The 25,784-nt window shown below is 61.0% G+C and carries 27 protein-coding genes and 1 tRNA gene; 16 read left to right on the top strand and 12 right to left on the bottom strand.

Annotated features, from left to right (window positions below; translation table 11 throughout):
* Positions 1 to 72 precede the first annotated feature (72 nt).
* From rimP to GA0061100_RS31295, 11 genes are all read left to right on the top strand, one after another.
* Positions 73 to 681, top strand: coding sequence for a ribosome maturation factor RimP (rimP, locus tag GA0061100_RS31350; RefSeq protein ID WP_075856767.1), 609 nt, complete (start codon positions 73 to 75; stop codon positions 679 to 681).
* A gap of 63 nt (positions 682 to 744) precedes the next feature.
* Positions 745 to 2,355, top strand: coding sequence for a transcription termination factor NusA (gene nusA / locus GA0061100_RS31345; protein WP_075856766.1), 1,611 nt, complete (start codon positions 745 to 747; stop codon positions 2,353 to 2,355).
* Positions 2,352 to 3,044 (top strand): RNA-binding protein, encoded by a 693-nt coding sequence (locus tag GA0061100_RS31340; RefSeq protein ID WP_075856765.1) that lies wholly within the window; start codon positions 2,352 to 2,354, stop codon positions 3,042 to 3,044. Before nusA ends, GA0061100_RS31340 begins: the two co-directional genes overlap by 4 nt.
* Positions 3,045 to 3,145: 101 nt before the next feature.
* Complete coding sequence (gene infB / locus GA0061100_RS31335) at positions 3,146 to 5,893, top strand: translation initiation factor IF-2 (protein ID WP_075856764.1); 2,748 nt, start codon at positions 3,146 to 3,148, stop codon at positions 5,891 to 5,893.
* Between the two features lie 76 nt (positions 5,894 to 5,969).
* Positions 5,970 to 6,380 carry a 30S ribosome-binding factor RbfA gene (rbfA, locus tag GA0061100_RS31330; RefSeq protein ID WP_075856763.1) on the top strand — a complete coding sequence of 137 codons (411 nt, stop codon included), beginning with the start codon at positions 5,970 to 5,972 and terminating at the stop codon, positions 6,378 to 6,380.
* Positions 6,381 to 6,392: 12 nt separating this feature from the next.
* Positions 6,393 to 7,325 carry a tRNA pseudouridine(55) synthase TruB gene (truB, locus tag GA0061100_RS31325; RefSeq protein ID WP_075856762.1) on the top strand — a complete coding sequence of 311 codons (933 nt, stop codon included), beginning with the start codon at positions 6,393 to 6,395 and terminating at the stop codon, positions 7,323 to 7,325.
* A 92-nt stretch (positions 7,326 to 7,417) separates the two neighbouring features.
* Positions 7,418 to 8,269, top strand: a complete 852-nt coding sequence (locus GA0061100_RS31320) for an alpha/beta fold hydrolase (protein WP_075856761.1) — start codon at positions 7,418 to 7,420, stop codon at positions 8,267 to 8,269.
* A 151-nt stretch (positions 8,270 to 8,420) separates the two neighbouring features.
* The gene (rpsO, locus tag GA0061100_RS31315; RefSeq protein ID WP_004127740.1) at positions 8,421 to 8,690 is read left to right on the top strand and encodes a 30S ribosomal protein S15; all 270 of its coding nucleotides are present in this window, start codon (positions 8,421 to 8,423) and stop codon (positions 8,688 to 8,690) included.
* A 325-nt stretch (positions 8,691 to 9,015) separates the two neighbouring features.
* Positions 9,016 to 11,154, top strand: a complete 2,139-nt coding sequence (gene pnp / locus GA0061100_RS31310) for a polyribonucleotide nucleotidyltransferase (protein ID WP_075856760.1) — start codon at positions 9,016 to 9,018, stop codon at positions 11,152 to 11,154.
* A gap of 309 nt (positions 11,155 to 11,463) precedes the next feature.
* Positions 11,464 to 12,480, top strand: coding sequence for a class I SAM-dependent methyltransferase (locus GA0061100_RS31300; protein ID WP_075856758.1), 1,017 nt, complete (start codon positions 11,464 to 11,466; stop codon positions 12,478 to 12,480).
* 99 nt (positions 12,481 to 12,579) lie between these two features.
* Positions 12,580 to 13,212 carry a DUF1287 domain-containing protein gene (locus GA0061100_RS31295; protein WP_244558006.1) on the top strand — a complete coding sequence of 211 codons (633 nt, stop codon included), beginning with the start codon at positions 12,580 to 12,582 and terminating at the stop codon, positions 13,210 to 13,212.
* A 63-nt stretch (positions 13,213 to 13,275) separates the two neighbouring features.
* Here GA0061100_RS31295 and GA0061100_RS31290 read toward each other — a convergent pair whose 3' ends face one another.
* The 5 genes from GA0061100_RS31290 to fabA all read right to left on the bottom strand — a co-directional run bounded on the left by GA0061100_RS31290 (position 13,276) and on the right by fabA (position 16,941).
* Positions 13,276 to 13,854, bottom strand: coding sequence for a GNAT family N-acetyltransferase (locus GA0061100_RS31290; RefSeq protein WP_075856757.1), 579 nt, complete (start codon positions 13,852 to 13,854; stop codon positions 13,276 to 13,278).
* A 33-nt stretch (positions 13,855 to 13,887) separates the two neighbouring features.
* Positions 13,888 to 14,241, bottom strand: a complete 354-nt coding sequence (locus GA0061100_RS31285; RefSeq protein ID WP_143525586.1) for an HIT family protein — start codon at positions 14,239 to 14,241, stop codon at positions 13,888 to 13,890.
* A 96-nt stretch (positions 14,242 to 14,337) separates the two neighbouring features.
* Positions 14,338 to 15,144, bottom strand: a complete 807-nt coding sequence (fabI, locus tag GA0061100_RS31280) for an enoyl-ACP reductase FabI (protein WP_075856755.1) — start codon at positions 15,142 to 15,144, stop codon at positions 14,338 to 14,340.
* A gap of 4 nt (positions 15,145 to 15,148) precedes the next feature.
* Positions 15,149 to 16,372 (bottom strand): beta-ketoacyl-ACP synthase I, encoded by a 1,224-nt coding sequence (gene fabB, locus GA0061100_RS31275; protein WP_075856754.1) that lies wholly within the window; start codon positions 16,370 to 16,372, stop codon positions 15,149 to 15,151.
* A 53-nt stretch (positions 16,373 to 16,425) separates the two neighbouring features.
* On the bottom strand, positions 16,426 to 16,941 hold the full coding sequence (gene fabA / locus GA0061100_RS31270) for a 3-hydroxyacyl-[acyl-carrier-protein] dehydratase FabA (protein WP_047635773.1): 516 nt from the start codon (positions 16,939 to 16,941) through the stop codon (positions 16,426 to 16,428).
* 297 nt (positions 16,942 to 17,238) lie between these two features.
* Between fabA and irrA the strand changes: the two genes are divergently transcribed.
* Positions 17,239 to 17,658 carry an iron response transcriptional regulator IrrA gene (gene irrA / locus GA0061100_RS31265; protein WP_075856753.1) on the top strand — a complete coding sequence of 140 codons (420 nt, stop codon included), beginning with the start codon at positions 17,239 to 17,241 and terminating at the stop codon, positions 17,656 to 17,658.
* Positions 17,659 to 17,664: 6 nt separating this feature from the next.
* Here irrA and GA0061100_RS31260 read toward each other — a convergent pair whose 3' ends face one another.
* Together GA0061100_RS31260 and GA0061100_RS31255 are read right to left on the bottom strand one after the other, a co-directional pair.
* Positions 17,665 to 18,102, bottom strand: a complete 438-nt coding sequence (locus GA0061100_RS31260) for a DUF2262 domain-containing protein (RefSeq protein WP_075856752.1) — start codon at positions 18,100 to 18,102, stop codon at positions 17,665 to 17,667.
* Positions 18,103 to 18,146: 44 nt separating this feature from the next.
* The gene (locus GA0061100_RS31255; RefSeq protein ID WP_075856751.1) at positions 18,147 to 18,782 is read right to left on the bottom strand and encodes a trimeric intracellular cation channel family protein; all 636 of its coding nucleotides are present in this window, start codon (positions 18,780 to 18,782) and stop codon (positions 18,147 to 18,149) included.
* A 142-nt stretch (positions 18,783 to 18,924) separates the two neighbouring features.
* Here GA0061100_RS31255 and GA0061100_RS31250 point away from each other — a divergent pair, with 142 nt between their 5' ends.
* Complete coding sequence (locus GA0061100_RS31250) at positions 18,925 to 19,404, top strand: hypothetical protein (RefSeq protein ID WP_075856750.1); 480 nt, start codon at positions 18,925 to 18,927, stop codon at positions 19,402 to 19,404.
* A 66-nt stretch (positions 19,405 to 19,470) separates the two neighbouring features.
* Here the strand turns inward: GA0061100_RS31250 and GA0061100_RS31245 are convergent, their stop codons facing one another.
* The 5 genes from GA0061100_RS31245 to GA0061100_RS31225 form a co-directional block, all read right to left on the bottom strand.
* Entirely contained in the window at positions 19,471 to 20,262 is a 792-nt protein-coding gene (locus GA0061100_RS31245; RefSeq protein WP_075856749.1) for a YdcF family protein, read from the bottom strand.
* 72 nt (positions 20,263 to 20,334) lie between these two features.
* Complete coding sequence (locus GA0061100_RS31240; RefSeq protein ID WP_075856748.1) at positions 20,335 to 21,057, bottom strand: YoaK family protein; 723 nt, start codon at positions 21,055 to 21,057, stop codon at positions 20,335 to 20,337.
* 99 nt (positions 21,058 to 21,156) lie between these two features.
* Positions 21,157 to 21,402, bottom strand: coding sequence for a GIY-YIG nuclease family protein (locus GA0061100_RS31235; protein ID WP_075856747.1), 246 nt, complete (start codon positions 21,400 to 21,402; stop codon positions 21,157 to 21,159).
* A gap of 188 nt (positions 21,403 to 21,590) precedes the next feature.
* Positions 21,591 to 21,666, bottom strand: a tRNA-Ala gene (locus GA0061100_RS31230).
* Between the two features lie 152 nt (positions 21,667 to 21,818).
* Complete coding sequence (locus GA0061100_RS31225; RefSeq protein WP_075856746.1) at positions 21,819 to 22,199, bottom strand: TIGR02300 family protein; 381 nt, start codon at positions 22,197 to 22,199, stop codon at positions 21,819 to 21,821.
* Positions 22,200 to 22,549: 350 nt separating this feature from the next.
* Between GA0061100_RS31225 and GA0061100_RS31220 the strand changes: the two genes are divergently transcribed.
* From GA0061100_RS31220 to rpsA, 3 genes are all read left to right on the top strand, one after another.
* Positions 22,550 to 23,185 carry an FMN-binding negative transcriptional regulator gene (locus GA0061100_RS31220; RefSeq protein ID WP_075856745.1) on the top strand — a complete coding sequence of 212 codons (636 nt, stop codon included), beginning with the start codon at positions 22,550 to 22,552 and terminating at the stop codon, positions 23,183 to 23,185.
* Between the two features lie 28 nt (positions 23,186 to 23,213).
* Positions 23,214 to 23,846: a (d)CMP kinase gene (gene cmk / locus GA0061100_RS31215; protein WP_075856744.1), complete on the top strand. Its 633-nt coding sequence runs from the start codon at positions 23,214 to 23,216 to the stop codon at positions 23,844 to 23,846.
* Positions 23,847 to 24,027: 181 nt separating this feature from the next.
* The gene (gene rpsA, locus GA0061100_RS31210) at positions 24,028 to 25,731 is read left to right on the top strand and encodes a 30S ribosomal protein S1 (protein WP_075856743.1); all 1,704 of its coding nucleotides are present in this window, start codon (positions 24,028 to 24,030) and stop codon (positions 25,729 to 25,731) included.
* The last annotated feature ends 53 nt before the right edge of the window (positions 25,732 to 25,784 follow it).

Here is a 25,784-nt window from a genome sequence, read left to right as displayed (position 1 = left end):
AGTGGGCCGCAAGGACCCGCTCTTTTTTATTAGCGCGATCTCCCAATGCATGAACAATGCAGGAGTGAATGCTTGTCGGACGTGACAAACGCAGACAATACCAACGAACCCAGGCTGATCGTCGAAACCGGCCTTGATCAGCGCGTCGCCGCCATCATCGAGCCCGTCCTTGTGGGCATGGGCTTCCGCCTGGTGCGCGTGCGCCTCCTGAACCTGAACGGCCTGACGCTGCAGATCATGACCGAGCGCAACGACGGCACCATGACCGTCGAGGACTGCGAAGAGGTCTCCACGGCCATTTCGCCGGTTCTGGATGTGGAAGATCCTATCGATAAGGCGTATCATCTCGAAGTATCTTCGCCGGGCATCGACCGCCCGATGGTGCGCAAGTCGGATTTCCAGCGCTGGATCGGCCATATCGTCAAGTGCGAAACCTCGATCCTCGTTGACAACCGCAAGCGTTTCCGCGGCAAGATCGCCGCCGTCGACAATGACGGCTTCACGATCGAGCGCGACCAGGTTGCCTATGGCGAGGAGCCGAAGGTGACCATTCCGTTCAGCACGCTGGCCGAAGCCAAGCTGATCCTGACGGACGATCTCATCCGCGACGCGCTGCGCGCCGACAAGCTGGCGAAGGCCGAGGCAGCGAACCAGAACGAAGCGGGCGACGAAGAAGAATAACCGATCAACGAACCGCCTGACGGAACGGGAACCCTGAAGGCTGGAAGACGGAGACTAAAGACAATGGCAGTCAGTGCGAACCGGCTAGAACTTCTGCAGATCGCAGATGCAGTGGCGCGCGAAAAGGTCATCGACCGCGAGATCGTGCTTGCCGCAATGGCGGATGCGATCCAGAAGGCCGCGCGCTCGCGTTACGGCACGGAATCGAACATCCGCGCCGACATCAACCCGAAGACGGGTGAGATTCGTCTGCAGCGTCTGCTCGAAGTGGTCGAAAAGGCCGAGGATTATTCCACGCAGATCCCGCTGGAGCTGGCCCGCGACCGCAATCCGGACGCAGCACTTGGCGATTTCATCGCCGACCCGCTGCCGCCGATGGATTTCGGCCGCATCGCCGCCCAGTCGGCAAAGCAGGTCATCGTGCAGAAGGTGCGCGAAGCCGAGCGTGACCGTCAGTTCGACGAATTCAAGGATCGCGTCGGCGAAATCGTCAACGGCACCGTCAAGCGCGTCGAATACGGCAACGTCATCGTCGACCTCGGCCGTGGCGAAGGCATCATCCGCCGTGACGAAATGATCCCGCGCGAAAACTTCCGCTACGGCGACCGCGTCCGTGCCTATGTCTACGACGTCCGCCGCGAGCAGCGCGGCCCGCAGATTTTCCTGTCGCGCACGCATCCGCAGTTCATGGTCAAGCTCTTCACCATGGAAGTGCCCGAAATCTACGACGGCATCATCCAGGTGAAGTCGGTCGCCCGCGATCCGGGCTCTCGCGCCAAGATCGCCGTCATCTCGAACGACTCGTCGATCGATCCGGTTGGCGCCTGCGTCGGTATGCGCGGTTCGCGCGTCCAGGCCGTTGTCGGCGAGCTGCAGGGCGAAAAGATCGACATCATTCCCTGGTCCAGCGAGCCGGCGAACTTCGTCGTCAACGCGCTGCAGCCGGCCGAAGTCGCCAAGGTCGTTCTCGATGAAGACGCCGAGCGCATCGAAGTCGTGGTTCCGGACGAGCAGCTGTCGCTGGCCATCGGCCGCCGCGGTCAGAACGTCCGCCTCGCATCGCAGCTGACCGGCTGGGATATCGACATCATGACGGAGGCCGAGGAATCAGAGCGCCGTCAGAAGGAATTCAACGAGCGCACGAACCTGTTCATGGATGCGCTCGACGTGGACGAAATGGTCGGCCAGGTTCTGGCCTCGGAAGGCTTTGCCGCCGTCGAGGAACTGGCCTATGTCGATCTCGATGAAATTTCCTCCATCGATGGTTTCGACGAAGACACCGCCCAGGAAATCCAGACCCGCGCTCGCGAATATCTGGAGAAGCTCGAAGCCGAAATGGATGAGAAGCGCAAGTCGCTCGGCGTTGCCGACGAGCTGCGTCAGATCAACGGCATGACGGCGCAGATGATGGTCGCCCTCGGCGAGGACGGCATCAAGACGATCGAGGACTTCGCCGGCTGCGCCGCCGACGATCTCGTTGGCTGGAGCGAACGCAAGAACGGCGAGACGAAGAAATTCGAAGGCCTGTTCTCCAAGCTCGAAGTCTCGCGCGTCGAAGCCGAACAGATGGTCGTGCAGGCCCGCCTGCTGGCCGGCTGGATCACCGAAGCCGATCTCGCTACCGAAGCCGAAGAGGCATCGGAGGGTGAAGGCGAGGCCGAGCAGGAAGCATGATGAGCGCAGAGGGGCCGAAGGCCGCGCCCGAAGACGACGATCTTGCGGGTGACGGCGTGAATGGCCGTATGTGCATCGTAACACGCGAAAGCGGATCGCCGGATGAGCTGATCCGCTTCGTCGCCGCTCCGGACGGAACCGTCGTTCCGGATCTGAAGCGGCAGCTGCCGGGACGCGGATGCTGGGTCAAGGTCGACCGGGCGCTCGTGGACAAGGCAGTGGCAAAGAAGTTGTTCTCCCGCGCCCTGAAGGCGGAGGTGACCGCGCCGAGCGATCTCGGCGCTACCGTCGACCGCCTGCTTGCGGCGCAACTGGCCGGGATGATGAACATGGCACGCAAGGCGGGCCAGTTCGTATCCGGCTCGTCGAAGGTGGATGGCGCCGTTCGCAACGGCTCGGCACTTGCCGTGTTCCATGCGATGAACGCCGCCGCCGATGGCGTGCGCAAGATCGACCAGGCGCGTAAGGCCTGGCATCTCGGCATGGAGACCGAAGCGGAAATACCGTCCTTCCGTGTCTTTACGGAGGCGGAAATGGACGAACTGATGGGCCAGAATGCTTTTATCCATGCCGCAGCGCTTGCAGGGCAGGCGGGTGAGGGTGTAGTGAAGCGCGCAAACCTGCTCGAACGGTACCGCAACGGCGGTCAGTCCCGGGCAACGGGCGGCGCTGGCCGGCGAAAACAATGACGCGGTCACCGGCCTTTGCCGGACGCCTCATTAAGGTACATGCATTGAACGACAGGGTCTGACGGACGTTTCCGAGCCCTGTCCGAAGGAACAGGAACGGAATGACCGACAATCAAGACGACAAGACGCTGAGTGTTTCGGGTAAGAAGACCCTCACCTTGAAACCTTCAGGCGTAAACCAGGGCACCGTGCGCCAGGACATGGGCCGCGGTCGCACCAAGGCGGTCGTGGTTGAGACCCGTAAGCGCCGCCCGCTACGTCCTGAAGACGAAAAGCCAATCACGCCGACGACAACAGCCGCGCCATCGGTGACGCGCGTCGCCGAACCGACGCCGCAGCCGCCGCGCCCGCCGCAGCCGGCTCCGCGCATTCATCAGCCGGGCGGCCAGCAGCAGCGGCCAGCACAACCGAACCAGGGCTATCAGCAGCGCCCGCAGCAGGAGCGCTCGTCGCGTCCGGTGGTTCTGAACCACCTGTCGGCCGACGAGATGGACGCTCGTCGCCGCGCGCTTGCCGACGCCCAGGCTCGTGACGCTGCCGACGCCGTTCGTCGCGCCGAAGAAGAAGCGCGCCGCAGGCAGGAAGAAGAAGCACGCCGCGTTGCCGAACAGGCCGAAGCCGCTCGCCGTGCCGCCGAAGAGGCTGCTCAGGCCGCGGCAGCCGCCAAGGTTGCCGAACAGGCTCCGGCCGCTCCGGTTGAAGCCAAGGTTGAAGCTCCGAAGCCGGCTACCCAGCCTGCTCCGGCACCAGCCGTTGCACGCCGCCCGGATGCTTCCGCTCCACAGTCTGCCCGCCCCGGCACAGCCGCTGCGGAAGCGCCGGCCAATCGCCGTCGCCCGGGCAATGAGGAAGAGGAAAGCCGTGGCCCGTCGCGCGGTGCTCCGATCCGTGGCAAGGTCACCCGGCCCGAGCCGGCGAAGCCCGTCACCACACGCCCGAAGACCGAGGATGAGCGCCGCCGCGGCAAGCTGACGGTCACGACCGCCGATGTCGACGAAGACGGCAATGCCCGCGGTCGCTCGCTTTCGGCCATGCGCCGCCGCCAGGAAAAGTTCCGCCGCAGCCAGATGCAGGAAACACGCGAAAAGATTTCGCGCGAAGTCATTCTGCCTGAGACCATCACCATTCAGGAGTTGTCGCAGCGTATGTCCGAACGCGCCGTCGACGTCATCAAGTACCTGATGAAGGAAGGTCAGATGATGAAGCCGGGCGACGTCATCGACGCCGATCTGGCCGAACTCATCGCCGGCGAATTCGGTCACACGGTCAAGCGCGTTTCGGAATCCGACGTCGAACAGGGCATCTTCAACGTTGCCGACGACGAAGGCGAACTGGTTTCCCGTCCGCCCGTCGTCACCATCATGGGCCACGTCGACCACGGCAAGACCTCGCTGCTCGACGCCATCCGCCATGCCAACGTGGTTGCCGGCGAAGCCGGTGGCATCACCCAGCATATCGGCGCCTATCAGGTCGAGCAGAACGGTCAGAAGATCACCTTCATCGACACGCCCGGCCACGCCGCCTTCACGGCCATGCGTGCTCGCGGCGCCCAGGCGACCGACATCGCGATCCTCGTGGTTGCGGCCGACGACAGCGTGATGCCGCAGACGATCGAATCGATCAACCACGCCAAGGCGGCGGGTGTTCCGATCATCGTGGCGATCAACAAAATCGACAAGCACGAAGCCAACCCGCAGAAGGTCCGCACGGAACTGCTGCAGCACGAAGTCTTCGTCGAATCCATGGGCGGTGAAGTGCTCGACGTGGAAGTCTCCGCGAAGAACCGCACCAACCTCGACAAGCTGCTGGAGGCCATCCTGCTGCAGGCGGAAATCCTTGACCTCAAGGCCAATCCGAACCGCACGGCAGAAGGCACCGTCATCGAAGCTCAGCTCGATCGCGGCCGTGGCTCCGTCGCCACCGTGCTCGTGCAGAAGGGCACGCTGCGTCCAGGTCAGATCGTCGTTGCCGGCGATCAGTGGGGCCGCGTTCGTGCGCTCGTCAACGACAAGGGTGAGCACGTGAAGGAAGCGGGGCCGGCCATGCCGGTCGAACTGCTCGGCCTTTCCGGCGCACCGCAGGCCGGCGACAAGTTTGCCGTCGTCGAAAGCGAAAGCCGTGCCCGCGAGATCTCGGAATACCGTCAGCGCCTCACCCGCGACAAGGCAGCTGCCCGCCTGTCGGGTCAGCGCGGCTCGCTCGAGCAGATGATGACCCAGCTGCAGGCTGTCGGCGTGAAGGAATTCCCGCTGGTCATCAAGGGCGACGTGCAGGGCTCGATCGAAGCCATTGCCGGCGCGCTCGAGAAGCTCGGCACCGACGAAGTCCGTGCTCGCATCGTTCATTCGGGCGCAGGCGGCATCACAGAGTCGGACGTCTCGCTGGCGGAGGCCTCCAATGCAGCGATCATCGGCTTCAACGTCCGCGCCAATGCGCAGGCACGTCAGTTCGCCGAGCGTCAGGGCATCGAAATCCGCTACTACAACATCATCTACGACCTGGTGGATGACGTGAAGGCAGCGATGTCCGGCCTGCTCTCTCCGGAGCGCCGCGAAACCTTCCTCGGCAATGCCGAGATCCTCGAGGTGTTCAACATCACGAAGGTCGGCAAGGTCGCTGGTTGCCGCGTCACCGAAGGCAAGGTCGAGCGTGGCGTGGGCGTCCGTCTGGTTCGCGACAACGTCGTTATCCACGAAGGCAAACTCAAGACGCTCAAGCGCTTCAAGGACGAAGTGTCGGAAGTCAACGTCGGTCAGGAATGCGGCATGGCCTTCGAAAACTACGAAGACATCCGCGTCGGCGACACGATCGAGTGCTTCCGCGTCGAGCATATCACCCGCACGCTGTAAGGCAGGATAGAACGAAACATTGGGACGGGCGCCGGAACATCCAGTCCGGCGCCCGAACCTTTTGGGACCAAGACAAATGGCAACAAGACCAACTTCTTCCGCGCCTTCGCAGCGCATGCTTCGCGTCGGCGAGCAGGTGCGCTCAGCGATCACGCAGGTTCTGCAGCGCGGCGAAGTGCGCGACGACCTGATCGAGCGCACCGTGATCTCCATTTCTGAGGTGCGCATGTCGCCGGATCTGAAGATCGCAACCGCCTTCGTGACCCCGCTCGGCGTTTCCGACCACGCCGCCGTCATCGAGGCGCTGAACCGCCATGCGAAATACATCCGCGGCCGTCTCGGCCCGCAGCTTCGCCAGATGAAGTACATGCCGGAAGTTCGCTTCCGCGACGATACGAGCTTCGACAATTACAAGAAGATCGACGCGCTGCTGCGCTCGCCCGAGGTCAGCCGCGATCTCGAAGACGACAACGACCAAGATCAATAACAGAGACAGAGAATGTCCAAACCACGCAAGCCCAAGGGCCGCCCGATTTCGGGTTGGCTCATCCTCGACAAGCCGGTGGATTTCGGCTCGACCGAAGCCGTTTCCAAGATCAAGTGGCTGTTCAAGGCCCAGAAGGCCGGCCATGCCGGCACGCTCGATCCGCTCGCATCCGGCATGCTGCCGATCGCGCTCGGCGACGCCACCAAGACGGTCCCTTACGTCATGGACGGCCGCAAGATCTATGAGTTCACCGTGACCTGGGGCGAGGAACGCGCTTCCGACGATCTCGAAGGCGAAGTGACCGCCACCTCGGACAAGCGTCCGAGCGAGGAAGATATTCGCGCACTGCTGCCGAACTATACCGGCATCATCCAGCAGATCCCGCCGCAGTTCTCGGCGATCAAGATTGCCGGCGAGCGCGCCTATGACCTGGCCCGTGAGGGCGAGACGGTCGAGATCCCCTCGCGCGAAGTCGAGATTTTCCGCCTGACGCTGCTTGCCTGCCCCGACGCCAACACGGCGCATTTCGAAGTCGAGTGCGGCAAGGGTACTTATGTGCGTGCGCTTGCCCGCGATTTCGGCCGCGATCTCGGCTGCTACGGCCATATTTCCGGCCTGCGCCGCAGCTTCGTTGCGCCCTTTGCCGAGGAAGCGATGGTGCCGCTTGCCGATCTCGTGGCGCTGGAAAAGATCGAAGATGCCGACGAACGGCTCGCAGCCCTCGATGCCCTGCTGATCGACACGGCGGAAGCCCTGTCGTCGCTGCCGCATCTCGTCATCAGCGACGATCAGGCGCACCGCCTGAAGATGGGCAACCCGATCCTGGTGCGCGGCCGCGATGCGCCGGTTGCCGAAACCGAGGCCTATGCCACGGCACGCGGCAAGCTGATCGCTATCGGCGAGATCGGCCAGGGCGAATTCCGCCCCAAGCGCGTGTTCGGCTGATACCCAATCAACCGGAAATGGCAGCTATTGCGAGGCATGGCGATGCGATATGCTCCCCGACGGGCCATGACGGCCCGTTCAAGGGGGAGAATATGCGCAGAGCTACCATCGGCATACTGACATTCCTTTCGTTGTTCCTCACAGTCGCAAGCGCGCATTCCGCCGAGCGCTGGGCCGGGCTGCCGCCCTTTCCACCCATGCCGCAGCCGAAGACGAGCGGCATGGCCGATGTCAACGACATCAAGATGTATTACGCCGAGTATGGTCAGGGTGACCCCATTCTCTTCATCCACGGTGGCCTCGGAAATGCCGATGTCTGGGGCGCTCAGGTTACCGATTTCGCCAGGGATCACCTCGTGATCGTTGCCGACAGCCGCGGGCATGGCCGCTCGACACGCAGTGAGCAGCCCTTCGGCTACGATCTGATGACCTCGGACTACGTCGCGCTGCTCGACTATCTGAAGATCGGCAAGGTGACGCTGGTCGGTTGGTCGGATGGCGGCATCATCGGCATCGACATGGCGATGAAACATCCTGAAAAGCTGACCCGCGTGATCGCGCAAGCCGCCAATGTCACGACCGACGGCGTCAAGCCGGACGTCATGAGCAACAAGACCTTCAACGACTACATCAACGTCGCCGGCGAGTATTACAAGAAGCTGTCGCCGACGCCGAGCGAATATGATGCCTTCGTCAATCAGATCTCGCAGATGTGGGCGACGCAGCCGGCCTGGACGGCGGCTGATCTCGGCAAGATCACGGTGCCGGTGACGCTTGCCATCGGTGACCACGACGAGGCGGTCAAGCTCGACCATACGCAGATGATGGCAAAGGAGATACCAGGCGCCAAGCTCGTCATCCTGAAGGACGCCAGCCATTTCGCCATGCTGCAGGATCCAGAAGGTTACGACGCCCTGATCCGGGATGCCATGGCAGGGCGCTGAAACCGCCCAGGGAGAACCCTCTTTCCATTGGCGCTCATTTGGTTTATAGGCAGCGCCAGCATCAGGCATGCCTGATTGCATTCGCGGCCAATGCTGGACGACATCCCGGCGTTTGGCGACTTCAATCTCCTCTCATAGAAAGGACCATCCGATGTCGATCACTGCTGAGCGCAAGGCTGCGCTGATCAAGGAATACGCTACCGCCGAAGGCGACACCGGTTCTCCGGAAGTCCAGGTTGCGATCCTGACCGAGCGCATCAACAACCTCACGGACCATTTCAAGGACCACAAGAAGGACAACCACTCCCGTCGTGGCCTTCTGACGATGGTTTCCAGCCGGCGCTCGCTTCTTGACTACCTCAAGAAGAAGGACGAAGGCCGTTATACCAAGCTGATCACCAGCCTCGGTATCCGCCGCTAACAGAATCTCCGGCGGGCGTTCTGCTGAACGTCCGCCGGATGCTTATGAAGGGTATGAACCCTTAAAGACTGTTTCGCTTGCGCCTTACGTTGGCGCGACGCGAAACTGCCGGCAGGCCGGATGGGCCGGTGCTGCCAACAACAACCGTTGACCTGTCATGGGGCAGGATTGCCGGATGCTTTCAGCCGAAGCTTCGCGCTTCGGCCGACCTTCGAAAGCCTCTCGTTGTCTTGCCCGTGATGCGTCACATTTCGTGCGGTTGAAGATGCGCCCTGCCGAAATCGTCGGCCACGGCGCATTTTCCCGCATCGTGCAAGGATAAGATATGTTCGATATCCATACCGTAGAAATCGAGTGGGCAGGCCGCCCGCTGAAGCTGGAAACCGGCAAGATCGCCCGCCAGGCCGATGGCGCCGTCGTCGCGACCTATGGCGAGACCGTAGTGCTTGCGACCGTCGTTTCCGCCAAGTCGCCGAAGCCGGGCCAGGACTTCTTCCCGCTCACCGTCAACTACCAGGAAAAGACCTACGCAGCCGGCAAGATCCCCGGCGGCTACTTCAAGCGCGAGGGTCGTCCGAGCGAAAACGAAACACTCGTTTCCCGCCTGATCGACCGCCCGATCCGCCCGCTCTTCCCGGAAGGCTACAAGAACGACACGCAGGTCGTCGTGACAGTCATCCAGCATGACCTCGAAAACGATCCGGACATCCTGTCCATGGTCGCGACGTCCGCAGCCCTGACGCTCTCGGGCATTCCGTTCATGGGTCCGATCGGCGGCGCCCGCGTCGGCTATATCAACGGCGAATACGTGCTGAACCCGCATCTCGACGAGATGGACGAGTCGACCCTCGACCTCGTCGTCGCCGGCACGCAGGACGCCGTCCTGATGGTCGAATCCGAAGCCAAGGAACTGCCTGAAGACGTCATGCTCGGCGCGGTCATGTTCGGCCATCGCGGTTTCCAGCCCGTCATCGACGCGATCATCAAGCTCGCCGAAGTCGCCGCCAAGGAGCCCCGCGATTTCACGCCTGAGGATTTCTCCGCGCTCGAAACCGAAATGCTCGGCCTTGCCGAAGGCGAGCTGCGCGAAGCCTACAAGATCACCCAGAAGGCCGATCGCTACGCTGCCGTCGACGCCGTGAAGGCGAAGGTCAAGGCACACTTCCTCCCCGAGGAAGGCGAAGCCAAATACACGGCCGAGGAAGTCGGCGCCATCTTCAAGCACCTGCAGGCGAAGATCGTTCGCTGGAACATCCTCGACACCTCGAGCCGCATCGACGGCCGCGACCTGTCGACCGTTCGTCCGATCGTCTCGGAAGTCGGCCTGCTACCGCGCACGCACGGCTCGGCTTTGTTCACCCGCGGTGAAACGCAGGCAATCGTCGTCGCCACGCTTGGCACCGGCGAAGACGAGCAGTACGTCGACAGCCTGACGGGCATGTACAAGGAGCGCTTCCTGCTCCATTACAACTTCCCGCCCTACTCGGTTGGCGAAACCGGCCGCATGGGCTCCCCGGGTCGCCGTGAAATCGGTCACGGCAAGCTCGCATGGCGCGCTATCCGCCCGATGCTGCCGACGGCCGAGCAGTTCCCGTACACGCTGCGCGTCGTCTCTGAGATCACCGAGTCCAACGGCTCCTCCTCGATGGCGACCGTTTGCGGTACCTCGCTCGCTCTGATGGACGCCGGCGTTCCGCTGGCCAAGCCGGTTGCCGGTATCGCCATGGGTCTGATCCTGGAAGGCGAGCGCTTCGCGGTTCTTTCCGACATTCTCGGCGACGAAGACCACCTCGGCGACATGGACTTCAAGGTCGCCGGCACTGCCGACGGCATCACCTCGCTGCAGATGGACATCAAGATCGCCGGCATCACCGAAGAGATCATGAAGGTCGCTCTCAGCCAGGCACAGGGCGGTCGTGCCCACATCCTCGGCGAAATGTCCAAGGCAATCACCGAAAGCCGCGGCCAGCTCGGCGAATTCGCTCCGCGCATCGAAGTGATGAACATCCCGGTCGACAAGATCCGCGAAGTCATCGGCTCCGGCGGCAAGGTCATCCGCGAAATCGTCGAAAAGACCGGCGCGAAGATCAACATCGAGGACGACGGCACCGTCAAGATCGCCTCCTCCTCCGGCAAGGAAATCGAAGCGGCCCGCAAGTGGATCCACTCGATCGTCGCCGAGCCGGAAGTCGGCCAGATCTACGAAGGCACTGTTGTCAAGACCGCCGACTTCGGCGCATTCGTCAACTTCTTCGGCGCTCGCGACGGGCTCGTCCACATCTCGCAGCTCGCTTCCGAGCGCGTTGCCAAGACGCAGGACGTCGTCAAGGAAGGCGACAAGGTCTGGGTCAAGCTGCTCGGTTTCGACGAACGCGGCAAGGTTCGCCTGTCCATGAAGGTCGTCGATCAGGCAACCGGCCAGGAAATCGCTGCCGACAAGAAGAAGGACGACGCGGCCGAATAAGCCCGCGCCTTCATCCAGGTTCCGGGGCGCGGGATATTTTCCGCGCCCTTTTTATATTGATGCCGCCGGTCGCCGCCTTGCTAATATTGCGTGCCCGGCCCCTCACCCTAGCCCTCTCCCCGCACATGCGGGGAGAGGGGATCGCGACTGTGCTCGATAACGACCTCCTCACCAGGAGGCATGTTTTCTGGCTCTGTCGTCCCCTCTCCCTGTTCCAACGGGGAGAGGGCTACGGTGAGGGGCAAGCACAGAATACGACGATGGCGCATATCCGACAGAGAAACCCATTCCCATGACGAGACCACGCCCATGAGCCGCGATGCCCTGAAGACCCTGTTCCACCCCTTTGCCTCCGGCACCGTCGAGGCGCCTAGCGAGGGTGAACGCATCCTGTTTCTCGGCGCCGAGGCGGGCTTTGCGCTGCCGGAGGGTTTTGCCGCCGAGCTTTCCGCCGTCCAGGGCTTCCGTCCCTTCTATCGCCAGCTGCAGGCGCAGCGCATCAACGTGACGCCTGACATCGAAGGCGAAGGTTATGACGGCGCGCTGGTGCTTTGCGCCAAGCACAAGGGCGAGAACGAGGATCATATCGCCGAAGCGCTTGTTCGCGTTAGGGAAGGCGGCCTCATCCTCGTTGCCGGCGGCAAGGAAGACGGCATCCAGCCGCTGCGCAAGCGCATCGAAGGCTTCGGCCTCTCAGTCGAGCATATGCCGAAGTATCACGGCGTTGCCTTCTGGTTTGCCCGCCCTGCCGAGATCAAGGCATTGACGGCCCAGCTCGCAAAGCCGGCGACTGAGGTCGAGGGCCGCTTCACAACGGCGCCCGGCATGTTCTCCCACGACCGGATCGATGCCGGCTCCGAACTGCTCGCCTCGCGTCTGCCGACCGATTTTGCCGGTGACGCCGCCGACTTCGGTGCCGGTTGGGGCTATCTCTCGGTCGAGCTCGCAACCAAATCGCCGAGGATCGAGCGTATCGACCTCTACGAGGCCCATTATGGCGCCCTGGAGGCCGCCCGCGCCAATCTCCTGGCAAACTGCCCGAAAGTCGCCCAGCGCTTCTTCTGGCACGATCTGGCGAGCGAGCCGGTCAAGGACAAGTACGATCTGATCATCATGAACCCGCCCTTCCACGAGGGCCATGCCGCCGAGCCTTCGCTCGGCCAGGCGATGATCAAGACCGCGGCTTCGGCGCTGCGCAGCGGCGGCCGCCTGATGCTGGTCGCCAATCGCGGCCTGCCCTACGAGCCGGTGCTTTCGGAAAACTTCAAGGAATTCGGCGAGACCTGCCGCAATGCCCGCTACAAGGTGCTCTGGGCAAAGAAGTAAGAGCGGGATCGCAACGGCCCCGACCTCAATTAAGCCACCGTCATATCCTTCCCTTCGCTTCACCGCATATTCGAAGCCGTGGGGGGGATGATGACGCGAATGATGGGCATCACACGCAGGGGCGTGCTTCAATCCGGCCTTCTCGCACTCGCCTCGGCATTTCCCGCGGTGCGCAGTGCAGAGGCGAAGCCTGGCTGGCAATCGGCATTGGTCGGCGCCGCGCGCAGCCAGATCGGCGTTACGACGCTTTATGATCCCGCCTATGTCCGCATCGCCTATCCGGGCGGTGATGTGCCGCCCGAGCGTGGCGTCTGCGCCGACGTCATCATCCGCGCCTATCGCAGTGCCTTCGGCCTCGACCTGCAGAAACTGCTGCACCAGGACATGAGCACGCATTTCTCCGGCTATCCCCAGGCCTGGGGTCTGAAAAAACCCGACAGCAACATCGACCACAGGCGCGTTCTCAATCTGGCCGCCTATTTCAGCCGCAGGGGAACGGCGCTACCGGTCAACGACGATGTCGGCCAATATCAGCCGGGTGATCTCGTCACGCAGCTCTTGCCGGGTAACCTGCCGCATATCCTCATCATCTCCTCCGGCATGTCGAGCGAGGCCGCGGGCCGTCCGCTGGTGATCCAGAACATAGGCGCTGGCGCAAAGGAGGACGACACGCTGTTTGCCTATCAGCGCACTGGGCATTTCCGCGTCGCGCCAGAGGCGGCAGCTCTTTGAGGGACCATCCTCGCAAGACAGAACAAGGCGGCTGAACTTTCGTCAGGCCTTATCGAATGGGGATCAATGCGGCCGATCCGGCGCTCTTGCAGCCCATTCGCGGCTCAGCACGGCATAGACATACTCGTCGCCCCAGACGCCGTTGAAGCGATCGTTCTCGATGAGGTGCGCTTCGCGGCGCATACCGAGCCGTTCGACGACGCCGACGGAGCCCGCATTCTTCGCATCCAGCCGTGCGAAGATCCGGTGAAAGCCGAATTTTTCGAAGCCGAGGGTGATGATGGCGGCAGCCGCCTCGGTGGCGTAACCCTTGCCGGCATAGGCTGGATTGAACATATAGCCGACCTCGGCCTGCAGAGCCGCCTTGTTTGCAATCTTCAGGCTGACCTGACCCACCAAGGCATCATCCTCGCGCCGCACCACCGCGCAGCGGAGAATATCGCCATCATCGGACAAGCGCGTATTGAAACTCGCATCGAAACGCTCCCGCATCTCCTCTTCCGATGGAGGATCGCTGTAGAGATAACGATAGATCTCCGGCAGCGAGCGATAAGCGCGGTAAGCTTCGAAATCCTCCGGAAGGAAATTGCGAAGGAAGAGGCGATCCGTAGAGGCAAGAAATTCGATGTCCATGGACGTCATTAAGCATTCAAAATGTTGGGTGGTTATGGCCAGTCAATCTGGTCGAGCGGCAGACAGCTCTATCTCACCAAGCCGGCGAGGAATCAGATGAACATGCGCGTGAAAGATTTTTTGGCCGGCTGCGTGGCCGATATTCGATCCAAAATTAAATCCGCTGACCGACGAGTCCTGGCTGCCAATTGCCTCTCGGCAGCGCAAGGCCAGTTGGTGAATGGCTTCGCGCTCTTCCGTATCAGTTTCGAAAATATCCGTTACATGACGCTTGGGAATGATCAGCGTGTGTAACGGCCGGACCGGGAATTTGTCCCTAATTGCAAAGGCGACCGCATTCTCGGCAAGGATGGTCAATTCAGACATATGGCAAAAGATGCAGTTCTCACTCGCCACACAGACCTCCACCAAAGCTTAGGGCCGCTCGCGGCGGCCCTAAGATGCTACAGGATTTACTATTGAGGCGATAGTTTCAGCGCTCAAATAGCAGACTTACTCCGTATCGGCGCTCGACAGCGTTTCCAGCGTCGGCATCGAGGTGATGTTGTAGCCGGCATCGACGAAGTGGATTTCGCCGGTAACGCCAGCCGACAGATCCGACAGGAGATAGAGCGACGACGAGCCGACCTGATCGATGGTGACGGACTTGCGCAGCGGCGCGTTGCGCTGGTTCCACGACAGGATGGCGCGGGCATCGGAAATGCCGGCGCCGGCCAGCGTACGGATCGGGCCGGCGGAAACCGCGTTGACGCGGATGCCGCGCGGGCCGTAGTCGGCGGCGAGATAGCGCACGGATGCCTCGAGCGCGGCCTTGGCGACGCCCATGACGTTGTAGTTCGGGATCACGCGCGTCGAGCCGTTATAGGTCAGCGTCAGCATGCTGCCACCCTCAGTCATCAGATCGGCGGCGCGCTTGGCGATTTCGGTGAAGGAGAAGCAGGAAATCACCATCGTACGGGTGAAATTCTCCCGCGTGGTGTTGGCATAGAGCCCTTTAAGCTCGTTCTTGTCGGAAAAGCCGATGGCGTGGACGATGAAGTCCAGTTTGCCCCAGCGCTCCTTGATCGCGTCGAATACGGAATCGACCGAAGCCAGATCCTCGACATCGCAAGGCAGCAGGAAGTCAGAACCGACTTCGGCTGCCAGCGGCTTGACGCGCTTGCCGAGCGCCTCGCCCTGAAAGGTGAACGCCAGTTCGGCGCCTTCGGCTGCAAGCGCCTTCGAAATACCCCAGGCAATCGAGTGATTGTTTGCGACGCCCATGATGAGGCCGCGCTTACCCTGCATGATTCCCGTCATTGCCTTATCCGTTGTAGCGCTGGAATACGAGCGTGGCGTTGGTGCCGCCGAAGCCGAAGGAATTCGAAAGAGCAATATCGAACTTGGCGTTGTCGATACGCTTGCGCACGACCGGCACGCCTTCGAATTCCGGATCGAGTTCGGTGATATGAGCGCTTTCGCCGATGAAACGCTCCTGCATCATCAGGATCGAGTAGATCGATTCCTGGACGCCTGCTGCGCCGAGCGAATGGCCCGTCAGCGACTTGGTCGACTGGATCGGCGGAATCCTGTCGCCGAAGACTTCGCGGATCGCGCCGATTTCCTTGCTATCGCCCACCGGCGTCGAGGTGCCGTGAGTGTTGATGTAGTCGATGTCGCCCTTCACGGTGGCAAGCGCCTGGCGCATGCAGCGTACCGCCCCCTCGCCCGACGGAGCGACCATGTCGTAACCGTCCGAAGTGGCGCCGTAGCCGATGATTTCGGCATAAATCTTGGCACCGCGTGCCTTGGCATGCTCAAGCTCTTCCAGAACCAGCACGCCGGCGCCGCCGGCAATGACGAAGCCATCGCGCTTGGCGTCATAGGCGCGCGAGGCGGTTTCCGGGTGGTTCTCGTTGAAGTCGGAAGACATGGCGCCCATGGCGTCGAAGAGGTTCGACATGGTCCAGTCGAGATCCTCGTGGCCGCCGGCGAACATGACGTCCTGCTTGCCCCACTGGATCATCTCGGCGGCATTGCCGATGCAGTGCGCCGAGGTCGAGCAGGCGGACGAAATGGAATAGTTGACGCCGTGGATCTTGAACCATGTCGCAAGCGTTGCCGAGGCCGTCGACGACATCGACTTCGGCACGGCGAACGGGCCGATGCGCTTCGGGCTGTTGTTCTTGCGGGTGATGTCGGCTGCCTCGATCAACGTGCGGGTCGACGGGCCGCCGGAGCCCATGATGATGCCGGTGCGCTCGTTGGTGATGTCACCTTCCTCAAGCCCGCTATCGGCGATCGCCTGCTTCATGGCGACGTGGTTCCAGGCGCCGCCCTGCGACAGGAAGCGCATGGCCCGGCGATCCACCAGGTCGGTCGTATCGATTTTCGGCGCGCCCCAGACCTGGCACTTGAAGCCGTGCTCGGCAAAATCAGGGGAGAAGGAAATACCGGATTTGGCTTCGCGCAGCGAGGCGGTCACTTCTTGAGCATTGTTTCCAATCGAAGAGACAATACCCAGACCCGTAACAACTACCCGTCTCATGTCGATGACCTTTTCTAAAACATCTGTCTTTGTGGAGGCGGCGGTGCCGCGGTTCAGGCAACCTTGTCCTTGGACAGGCCTACGCGCAGGTCTGTCGCCTGATAGATGGTTTCGCCGTCGGCCTTCAGCCAGCCGTCGGCGGTGCCGAGGACGAGACGGCCGCGCATGACGCGCTTGAAGTCGATGCCGTATTCGAGAAGCTTCGTGTCCGGGCGAACCATGCCCTTGAACTTCACTTCGCCTGTCGAAAGCGCCATGCCACGACCGGGCTCGCCGAGCCAGCCGAGGAAGAAGCCGGTCAGCTGCCACATACCGTCGAGGCCGAGGCAGCCCGGCATGATCGGATTGCCGGCGAAATGGCAGGGGAAGTACCAATCATCGGGGCGTACATCGTATTCGGCGCGGATGAAGCCCTTGTCGAAGGCGCCGCCCGTTTCGGAAATTTCAGTAATGCGATGGACCATCAGCATCGGCGGCAGGGGAAGCTGTGCGTTACCCGGGCCGAACAGCTCGCCGCGGCCACAGGACAGGATTTCCTCGTAATTGAAGCTGGATTGTCTCGTCGTCATAAAAATTCCGTTTCCCCCGCATGAATGCCGATGGATGTGAAGCTTTAGTGCAAGATCGACAGAAAATGAAGCGCAACCATCACACTCTCATTCACCCATCCGATCGAACGCATTAGCTCTTATGTGGTGGTCGCATACAGGAACGCCAGAGCCGCTACCAGTGCCAAATGCGGCAAAAGCCCGATTTTTCCGGCTTTTGAGCACCTTCCCACCCCATTGAAACTATTGAAAGCAATCAAGGCAAAAGTTATATGGCTTAGTAAAGAATTATAGAGATCAGGAATCCGGAGTCCCTGAATGGCGGAAGAAGCCGAAATCGCGATAGAGAGCAGGCTGCGCAATGTGGGCCTGAGGCCGACCAGGCAGCGGATCGCACTCGGTGATCTTCTCTTCGCCAAAGGCGATCGCCATCTGACCGTGGAAGAGCTTCACGAAGAAGCTGTCGCTGCCGGCGTTCCGGTATCGCTCGCCACCGTCTACAATACGCTGCATCAATTCACCGAAGCCGGCCTGATCCGCGTGCTCGCCGTCGAGAGCACCAAGACCTATTTCGACACCAACGTCTCCGATCACCATCACTTTTTCGTGGAAGGCCACAACGAAGTGCTGGATATCCCGATCAGCAACCTGACGATCGACAATCTGCCAGAGCCGCCGAAGGGCATGGAAATTGCCCATGTCGACGTGGTGATCCGTCTGCGCCGCAAGCAGCGGTAGCAAGTCCTAGCCTGCAATTTCAGCCAGCCTCAATCCGGTTTTTAAGTCGCCGACGACGATTATCTTGTGCCCCCAGAACATATCGTCGTCATCATGTGAGAAGACGAAGACGCCACTCTCGTCTACCTGAATATATTCGAGCAGCATCCGCGCGAGGAATTCTTCGCGAGATAGCTCCGTTTCATCGTCTTCAAGCCAATTTCCGTTCTTCACAGGCAGCAGCTCATCAACGGCAAGCTCTCTTATCCTCGAATTCCATTGGGACGATTGTTGAAACAGCAAGGCAGAAGCCTCCAGGGCGCGCTCCAGTTCAGCGGCATCTGAACAGGAGAGGATAAGCTTGGCTTCCGTACCACACCAGCCCGCTTTGCCGATATAAGCCTCCGATTGCCGACCCAGTTCAAGCACGCCGAATTCTACGGTCGTAATTTTGTCGGGAAGCAATATCCGATCTCCAGTTCCAAAAACGAACTTCTCGGCTGTTCCAGCTACATCACATCATCCGGATGCCGGCCTGGCTTATGATGATAGGTCGGGAAGGTCCAGCCGAACCAAAGCGCGCCGCCGCGCACCGCAAAGGCTGCGATTACGCCCAATCCCGCAGAAGCGTAAAGCGGTAGCATGGTCGCATTGGCTGCGGTGAAGACGCCGGCGCCGACGAGCGAGGCCGTGACATAGATCTCCGGCCTCAGCAGCACGGAGGGCTCGTTTGCCAGGAGATCGCGCAGGATGCCGCCGAACGTCGCCGTCAGCGCGCCTGTGACGATGGCGACGGTCGGCGAACCCGTCGCCGCCATGCCCTTGGCCGCCCCCATCACGCAATAGGCTGACAGCCCGACGGCATCGAGCCAGATGAGCAGCCGATAGCGCGATTCGAAGAGGTGCGCGGTAAAGAAGACCAGCACGCCGACCACGGCACAGATGACGATATAGGTCGGGTTCAGTACCCAGAAGACCGGTACCCGGCCGAGAACGATATCGCGCAGCGTGCCGCCGCCGATGCCGGTGACGGCCGCCAGAAACAGGAAGCCGATCAGATCGAGCTGCTTGCGCGAGGCCGCCAGCGCGCCGGTCGCGGCAAAAAGAGCGACGCCGGCATAATCAAGAAACGAGAGAAGCGACATCGAAAACTCCAACGGGAGGTCGGCGATTTTTCCGAAATGAATCATGACGGCAAGGGTCGCGCAAGCAGGCGCGTGCAAAGATGTCGCAGCGGCTACGGCTGTTATGGTGGCCGAGGCGACGCTTCGAAGAGGAATCCCCCCCGTGAAATCCCTGTTGATCGTGATTTTCAATCTCGTCGCACTCGTCATGATGCCCGTCGTCGCCGAGGCGCAGCAAGCGATCCTGCAGGACCCCGTGGCCTACGAGAAGGATCACTTTACCAAGAGCTGCGACGGCCAGGTGAGCTTCGGCGATCATTTCGCCACCCAGCAGGACATCAACAACGACAAGCTGATGGATATCGTCGTCAACGAGGGCGAGATCACCTGCAAGGGCGAAAAAGGTCCCTACTGCACCGACGAGGGTTGCCCCTATAATTTCTACGTCCAGGTCGCCGAGGGTGGTTATCTGCTCGTCGCCACCGCGCAGATCTACGGCTACGATTTCATCCAGCGTTTCGGCAACATGGTGCTGGTCATGAAAATGCATCCGCGCTTCTGCGACCGCAAGGATGGCGAAGCCGTCTGCGAAATCACCGTCAGGGTGCGCGGCGTCAAATTCGTCACGATCTCGAAGAAATAAGCGATATCAGGAAAAGACGGACAGCTAGTCACGGTCCGGACACGTGGTTACGGTCCGGGCACGTCGTCACGGCCCGGGATAGAGCGCCGAGGTGCGGCCGACGGCGTAGTAGCCGACCAGACCGACCCACTCACGCAGGCCTGTCGCCAATAGTTGCGCATTACGCGAGGGCTGGGTGAAATCGAAGCCGAGGCTTTCCTTGCCGGTGCTGCGATAATCGACTGGCCAGGGCACGACATCAATGCCCTGTTTGCGGAAGATGCCCATCGAGCGGGGCATATGGAAGCCGGACGTAATCAGCAGGCAATTGGAAAGGCCGTTCTGCGCCAGCAGCTCCTTCGTGTTGACCGCATTCTCGAAAGTGGTGCGCGAGGTCTTGTCCTCGACCATGCGGCTTGTGGGAATGCCGAGCGCGGTAAAGAAGCGCTCGGAAATCACGGCATCGCCCTCATAGGTGCCGCCGATCGAACCATCGCCGCCCGAGATCACGATGCGCGCCTGCGGGTATTTCTGCGCCAGACGCAGCGCCTCGATCAGGCGATCGCCGGCCGAATCAAGCTCGTAGCCGCCGCGCGCCGTCGTCACCTCGTTTTGCGTCGCACCGCCGAGAACGATCATGCATTTGAGATCGGCGGGATCGGCCGCCGGATGCGGAAAGCGCTCTTCCAGCGTTTGAACGACATAGGCACCGGCTGTCGTATAGAGCGAAACGAACAGGATCAGCACCGATAGGAGCGACGAGATGATGGTGGTGGCGCGCCAGCGCAGCAGGACGGCGATGAATGCCAGAAGGACGAAGAGAAAGGCCAGCGACAGCGGCTGACCGAAAATCCAGACAAGTTTCGAAAAAACGAACACGGCATATCCTTACGCTTGTCGGCAAAACGATTCGTTTTCCTCCCTAGCAGATTTTTGTGCACCGCAATGTGGCTATTTCGCCCGTCGCGCCGTGGGAGCCGCCATCGTCAGCCGCTGGCTGAAGCGGCGCTGCAGCGGGCGAGGGATGAAAAGAGTAACCAGCGCCAGCGCCAGCGCGACCATCGAAACCAGCCAGAGCGCTCGGGCACCAAGGGTATTGGCGAGAAGCGCGCCGATGATGGCGCCCGATATCATGCCGCTCCAGGGCACGATCTGCACCCGCCAGGCAAAATCCCGATCGCCCAGAAGAAACCGGCCGATGCCGCGGCCGAATCGCGAGAGCGCGCCGGTGACGTAAGTCAGGCCGATGGGCAGGCCTTCGATATGCTCGACCGTGGCGTTGACCATGCCCATAGCGAGCACCACCAGATAAAACTGCACCAGAATCAGCGATGGCGCGGTAAAGCCCGCGGCCGCGGCCAGAAGGATGCTAACACAGGCAAGCACGACAAAAGCCCGCCGATCCGCCGCATGGGCAACGACGATACCGAGTGCATTGCCCGCAATAAAGGTCAGTATGGCTGAGAACAGCACCGCTGCATGACCAAAATCCCCCGTCCCCAGCGCAATCGCCGCCCGCGTCGTATTGCCGGTCATGAAGGACACGAAATTCCCCGTCAGCATCAGCCCGACGGCATCGGTCATGCCGGCGAGAAAGGCGATCGAGGCAACGAGCAAGAGCCCCGTCACGGTACGGCGGGTCTTGATGAGACGACGGCGGCGCTGTCTGGTCATGGGCGATTCGGGGTGGGTTAAGGAGGGTTCGAGGCTAGCATGAAATTGGGGGATGCGGGGGATGGATCAAATCATCTCTAAACAGAAGATGAGCAGCACCTATGAGAGCAGCCTCTTCTTTGCAAATGCTCTGCCTGAGTGGGATTTCAGATAAGTCTCAAACTCCAATGCCCGATACTTGTCCGGGAATGCCGAGTACCAAAGGAGGATCCAGGGCGTGAATTTCGCGGTATGAGTCGACTTACCGGCATTGTGGTCGGCGAGCCGCTGTTTAAGGTCCGAGGTCGATCCGGTATATTGCTGGTCAGGAAAATTTACGCTTTGAAGGATGTAAACGTACCACATCCGCATCTCGATCGATTGGCATCCGGTGATTCGAACGCAAATTCTATAAGCAATCGAGCTTGCCTTGGTATCTGCAAATGTTTTGAGAAGATTTCAGCCCGTCGTCGCCCTGCGGGCTTTGCCGGGCACTGCTTCGGCCTAACGGGTTTCCCGCGGCTGCGCCACGCGAAGCCCGTAAAGGCGAAGCGTGGTGGAGCTAAGCGGGATCGAACCGCTGACCTCTTGCATGCCATGCAAGCGCTCTCCCAGCTGAGCTATAGCCCCATCAAGATGGTGCCGTTTTACCGGCCCTGGGTCCCTTCCGAGCGCTTCGCCCGTCGGGGTGGCGGCTTATTACTTGTGGTTTTCACAGATAGCAAGCCGAAAAATTCGGCCCGGGAAACTTTTCTTGTTCACCGGGCCGACTTGTCCGTGGATCAGACGTCGTCTTCGTCGCCGGTGACGCCGATGATGTCGCTCATGTCGTCATCGTCTTCATCTTCGTCGGCTTCGAGGAAGGTATCGTCGTCATCGTCGCCGATTTCGACGTCGTCATCGCCCATGTCCGGAATGTCGTCACCGCTCGCGGCTTCGTCGGCATCTTCGAGCGACACCAGTTCGACTTCGGTGTTTTCGGTATCGACTTCGGCCACTTCGTCTTCTTCCGGAGCTTCCTTCGAAGCAGAGGTTTCTTCAAAGAAGGACAAGGGCCAGGACTTGCCGGTATAGGGCGAGACCACCGGGTCCCGGTTCAGGTCGTAGAACTTCTTGCCGGTATCGGGGTCGGTACGTTTTGTTCCAAGTTCCGCTTTCGCCACTGTCAAAGCCTCATGAATGGCCGAATGAAAATTCGGCAATGCCGGGGAAGCCGGCGTTTTAAGGGAAATATCAGCCGGTCCCCTTAATCGTTGCGGCCGTTTCTGTCAAAGCTAAAGTTCATGCCGCTTTGCACACGGTTTTCATGCATTGCGCCGCCGGCCTTTGCCAACGAGCCTGAGGGAGGCGTGACCGATCTCATTCAAGGACTTCGCCACGATGCCCTCGCGTTTTTTTGCTATGATGACAAGATTGGGCGCGACGGCGGAAGTCAAGGACTGATAAATCGCGCTATTGGCCATTCGAAGCCTTGCCTTGCGGGGTTTCCCGGCGCAGCAAACGGATCGAAGCCATGTATCAGCCTCCACATCACCGCGAAGACGATCTTAGCACGCAGCACCAGCTGATCCGCGCCCATCCGCTGGGAATGCTCATTACGGCTGGAGATGCGGGGCTGATTGCCAACGCCGTGCCGTTTCACCTGAATGCGGAGCTTTCGCCGAAGGGCACGCTGCAGGCGCATCTCGCCCGCGCCAACGGCCAGTGGAAGGAGATTGCGGCGGGCGCGCCCGCGCTCGTCGTCTTCCAGGGCGCCGATACCTATATCACGCCCTCCTGGTACGCGACGAAGCGGGAAACGGGCAAGGTGGTGCCGACCTGGAACTATGCGATCGTGCAGGTGCGCGGACCTGCGCGGACGATCGAGGACCCCGCCTGGCTGCGCGCGCAGATCGGCGCGCTGACGGGCGAAAACGAGAGCGATCGCGCCCAGCCCTGGGCGGTGGAAGATGCACCGCCGGACTTCATCGCAGCGCAGATGAAAGGCATCGTCGGTATCGAAATCGACATCGAGACGATTGACGGCAAATGGAAGGTAAGCCAGAACCGGCCGCTGGCTGACCGACAGGGCGTCGCCGAAGGCCTTACGACGATCGATCGTACGGAGGCAGCGGAAATGGCCGATCTGGTGCGTCGCTACAGCAAATAACGAGAGACCGGCTAGGGACAAAGAAGACATGATCATCGCCATCGACGGACCAGCGGCCGCCGGCAAGGGAACTCTGGCACGTCGGATCGCCGAGGCCTATGGCTATCATCACCTCGATACCGGCCTCACCTACCGCGCGACCGCCAAGGCGCTGCTCGATGCCGGATCGCCGCTCGATGACGAAACCGTTGCCGAAGGTATGGCGCGCAAGGTCGACCTGGCTGGGCTCGACCGGACCGTTCTGTCCCAACACGACATCGGCGAGGCCGCCTCGAAGATCGCCGTCATGCCGGCAGTGCGCCGGGCTCTGGTCGAAGCGCAGCGCCGCTTTTCCGAGAAGACGCCGGGCGCCGTGCTCGATGGCCGCGACATCGGCACCGTCGTCTGCCCGCAGGCGCCGGTGAAGTTTTACGTCACCGCCTCGGCCGAGGTTCGCGCCAAGCGGCGTTACGACGAGATCATCGAGGCCGGCGGCGGCGCCGACTACGACGCCATTTTCGAAGATGTGAAGCGGCGCGACGAACGCGATATGGGCCGCACCGACAGCCCTTTGAAACCGGCTGAAGACGCATACTTGCTAGATACCTCAGAAATGAGTATAGAAGCGGCGTTTCAGAAGGCTAAATCGATCATCGACGCCGCTCTGAGCCGAAATGCCTGAAAATATGAGCGGCTTTCGCGCGCCCCGCGCCGGAAACCGCCGATTTCAAAATAGCCTGACATTCCGTCCAAGCGCCGGATAGCTTCCCAAAAAGGAGGCGGACTGGGGTCAGGCCCGTTTAACGCGAACCACCGGCGCGTCAGTGTCCAGATCGCATGATCAGGACACACCAGGAGATTTTATGTCTGTAACTTCCCCCTCTCGCGAAGATTTCGCGGCCCTTCTCGAAGAATCCTTTGCCAAGAACGATCTGGCTGAAGGCTATGTCACCAAGGGCATCATCACCGCCATCGAAAAGGATGTCGCTGTTGTGGACGTCGGCCTCAAGGTCGAAGGCCGCATCGCGCTGAAGGAATTCGGTGCACGCGCCAAGGACGGCACGCTCAAGGTTGGCGATGAAGTCGAAGTCTACGTCGAGCGCATCGAAAACGCACTTGGCGAAGCTGTTCTGTCGCGCGAAAAGGCTCGCCGCGAAGAAAGCTGGATCAAGCTCGAAGCCAAGTTCGAAGCTGGCGAGCGCGTTGAAGGCGTCATCTTCAACCAGGTCAAGGGCGGCTTCACCGTCGATCTCGACGGCGCTATCGCCTTCCTGCCGCGTTCGCAGGTCGACATCCGTCCGATCCGCGACGTTACCCCGCTGATGCATAACCCGCAGCCCTTCGAAATCCTGAAGATGGACAAGCGCCGCGGCAACATCGTCGTTTCGCGTCGTACGGTTCTGGAAGAGTCCCGTGCCGAGCAGCGTTCTGAAATCGTTCAGAACCTCGAAGAAGGCCAGGTTGTTGACGGCGTCGTCAAGAACATCACCGATTACGGTGCGTTCGTTGACCTCGGCGGCATCGACGGCCTGCTGCACGTCACCGACATGGCATGGCGCCGTGTGAACCATCCGTCGGAAATCCTGTCCATCGGCCAACAGGTCAAGGTACAGATCATCCGCATCAACCAGGAAACCCACCGCATCTCGCTCGGCATGAAGCAGCTCGAGAGCGATCCGTGGGATGGCATCCAGGCCAAGTATCCGGAAGGCAAGAAGATTTCCGGTACCGTTACGAACATCACCGACTACGGTGCGTTCGTCGAGCTGGAGCCGGGCATCGAAGGCCTCATCCACATCTCGGAAATGTCCTGGACCAAGAAGAACGTTCACCCCGGCAAGATCCTGTCCACGAGCCAGGAAGTCGAAGTTGTCGTTCTCGAAGTCGATCCGACCAAGCGTCGTATCTCGCTCGGCCTGAAGCAGACGCTGGAAAACCCGTGGGCAGCATTCGCCCGCAACCATCCGGCTGGCACCGAAGTCGAAGGCGAAGTCAAGAACAAGACCGAATTCGGCCTGTTCATCGGCCTCGACGGCGATGTGGACGGCATGGTTCACCTCTCCGACCTCGACTGGAACCGTCCGGGCGAGCAGGTCATCGAAGAGTACAACAAGGGTGACGTGGTCAAGGCCGTCGTTCTCGACGTCGACGTCGAGAAGGAACGCATCTCGCTCGGCATCAAGCAGCTCGGCAAGGACGCAGTCGGCGAAGCAGCCGCTTCCGGCGACCTGCGCAAGAATGCAGTCGTTTCCTGCGAAGTCATCGCAGTCAACGACGGCGGCATCGAAGTGAAGCTCGTCAGCCACGAAGACATCACCTCGTTCATCCGCCGCGCCGATCTGTCGCGTGACCGTGACGAGCAGCGCCCTGAGCGCTTCTCGGTTGGTCAGGTTGTCGACGCTCGCGTCACCAACTTCTCCAAGAAGGACCGCAAGATCATGCTGTCCATCAAGGCTCTGGAAATCGCAGAAGAGAAGGAAGCCGTTGCTCAGTTCGGTTCGTCCGACTCGGGCGCTTCGCTCGGCGACATCCTGGGTGCGGCTCTGAAGAACCGCAACGCCGAATAATCTTCGGTCGAAGCCTGGAAACAAAAGACCCGCCGGAGCGATCCGGCGGGTTT

Origin of the sequence: Martinezella hainanensis (genome assembly GCF_900094555.1) — a bacterium.
Taxonomy (GTDB): domain Bacteria; phylum Pseudomonadota; class Alphaproteobacteria; order Rhizobiales; family Rhizobiaceae; genus Rhizobium; species Rhizobium hainanense.
This window is presented reverse-complemented; position numbering and strand designations above follow the sequence as displayed.

Excerpts from the sequence above, each read along its gene's own strand:
- GA0061100_RS31295 (WP_244558006.1), top strand. The coding sequence starts at position 12,580 with ATGATGGGCATCACACGCAGGGGCGTGCTTCAATCCGGCCTTCTCGCA.
- irrA (WP_075856753.1), top strand. The coding sequence starts at position 17,239 with ATGGCGGAAGAAGCCGAAATCGCGATAGAGAGCAGGCTGCGCAATGTG.
- GA0061100_RS31240 (WP_075856748.1), bottom strand. The coding sequence starts at position 21,057 with ATGACCAGACAGCGCCGCCGTCGTCTCATCAAGACCCGCCGTACCGTG.
- pnp (WP_075856760.1), top strand. The coding sequence starts at position 9,016 with ATGTTCGATATCCATACCGTAGAAATCGAGTGGGCAGGCCGCCCGCTG.
- cmk (WP_075856744.1), top strand. The coding sequence starts at position 23,214 with ATGATCATCGCCATCGACGGACCAGCGGCCGCCGGCAAGGGAACTCTG.
- fabI (WP_075856755.1), bottom strand. The coding sequence starts at position 15,144 with ATGACGGGAATCATGCAGGGTAAGCGCGGCCTCATCATGGGCGTCGCA.
- GA0061100_RS31340 (WP_075856765.1), top strand. The coding sequence starts at position 2,352 with ATGATGAGCGCAGAGGGGCCGAAGGCCGCGCCCGAAGACGACGATCTT.
- infB (WP_075856764.1), top strand. The coding sequence starts at position 3,146 with ATGACCGACAATCAAGACGACAAGACGCTGAGTGTTTCGGGTAAGAAG.
- fabB (WP_075856754.1), bottom strand. The coding sequence starts at position 16,372 with ATGAGACGGGTAGTTGTTACGGGTCTGGGTATTGTCTCTTCGATTGGA.
- fabA (WP_047635773.1), bottom strand. The coding sequence starts at position 16,941 with ATGACGACGAGACAATCCAGCTTCAATTACGAGGAAATCCTGTCCTGT.
- GA0061100_RS31255 (WP_075856751.1), bottom strand. The coding sequence starts at position 18,782 with ATGTCGCTTCTCTCGTTTCTTGATTATGCCGGCGTCGCTCTTTTTGCC.
- truB (WP_075856762.1), top strand. The coding sequence starts at position 6,393 with ATGTCCAAACCACGCAAGCCCAAGGGCCGCCCGATTTCGGGTTGGCTC.
- GA0061100_RS31235 (WP_075856747.1), bottom strand. The coding sequence starts at position 21,402 with ATGTGGTACGTTTACATCCTTCAAAGCGTAAATTTTCCTGACCAGCAA.
- GA0061100_RS31300 (WP_075856758.1), top strand. The coding sequence starts at position 11,464 with ATGAGCCGCGATGCCCTGAAGACCCTGTTCCACCCCTTTGCCTCCGGC.
- rbfA (WP_075856763.1), top strand. The coding sequence starts at position 5,970 with ATGGCAACAAGACCAACTTCTTCCGCGCCTTCGCAGCGCATGCTTCGC.
- GA0061100_RS31220 (WP_075856745.1), top strand. The coding sequence starts at position 22,550 with ATGTATCAGCCTCCACATCACCGCGAAGACGATCTTAGCACGCAGCAC.
- GA0061100_RS31320 (WP_075856761.1), top strand. The coding sequence starts at position 7,418 with ATGCGCAGAGCTACCATCGGCATACTGACATTCCTTTCGTTGTTCCTC.
- rpsA (WP_075856743.1), top strand. The coding sequence starts at position 24,028 with ATGTCTGTAACTTCCCCCTCTCGCGAAGATTTCGCGGCCCTTCTCGAA.
- rpsO (WP_004127740.1), top strand. The coding sequence starts at position 8,421 with ATGTCGATCACTGCTGAGCGCAAGGCTGCGCTGATCAAGGAATACGCT.
- nusA (WP_075856766.1), top strand. The coding sequence starts at position 745 with ATGGCAGTCAGTGCGAACCGGCTAGAACTTCTGCAGATCGCAGATGCA.
- GA0061100_RS31290 (WP_075856757.1), bottom strand. The coding sequence starts at position 13,854 with ATGACGTCCATGGACATCGAATTTCTTGCCTCTACGGATCGCCTCTTC.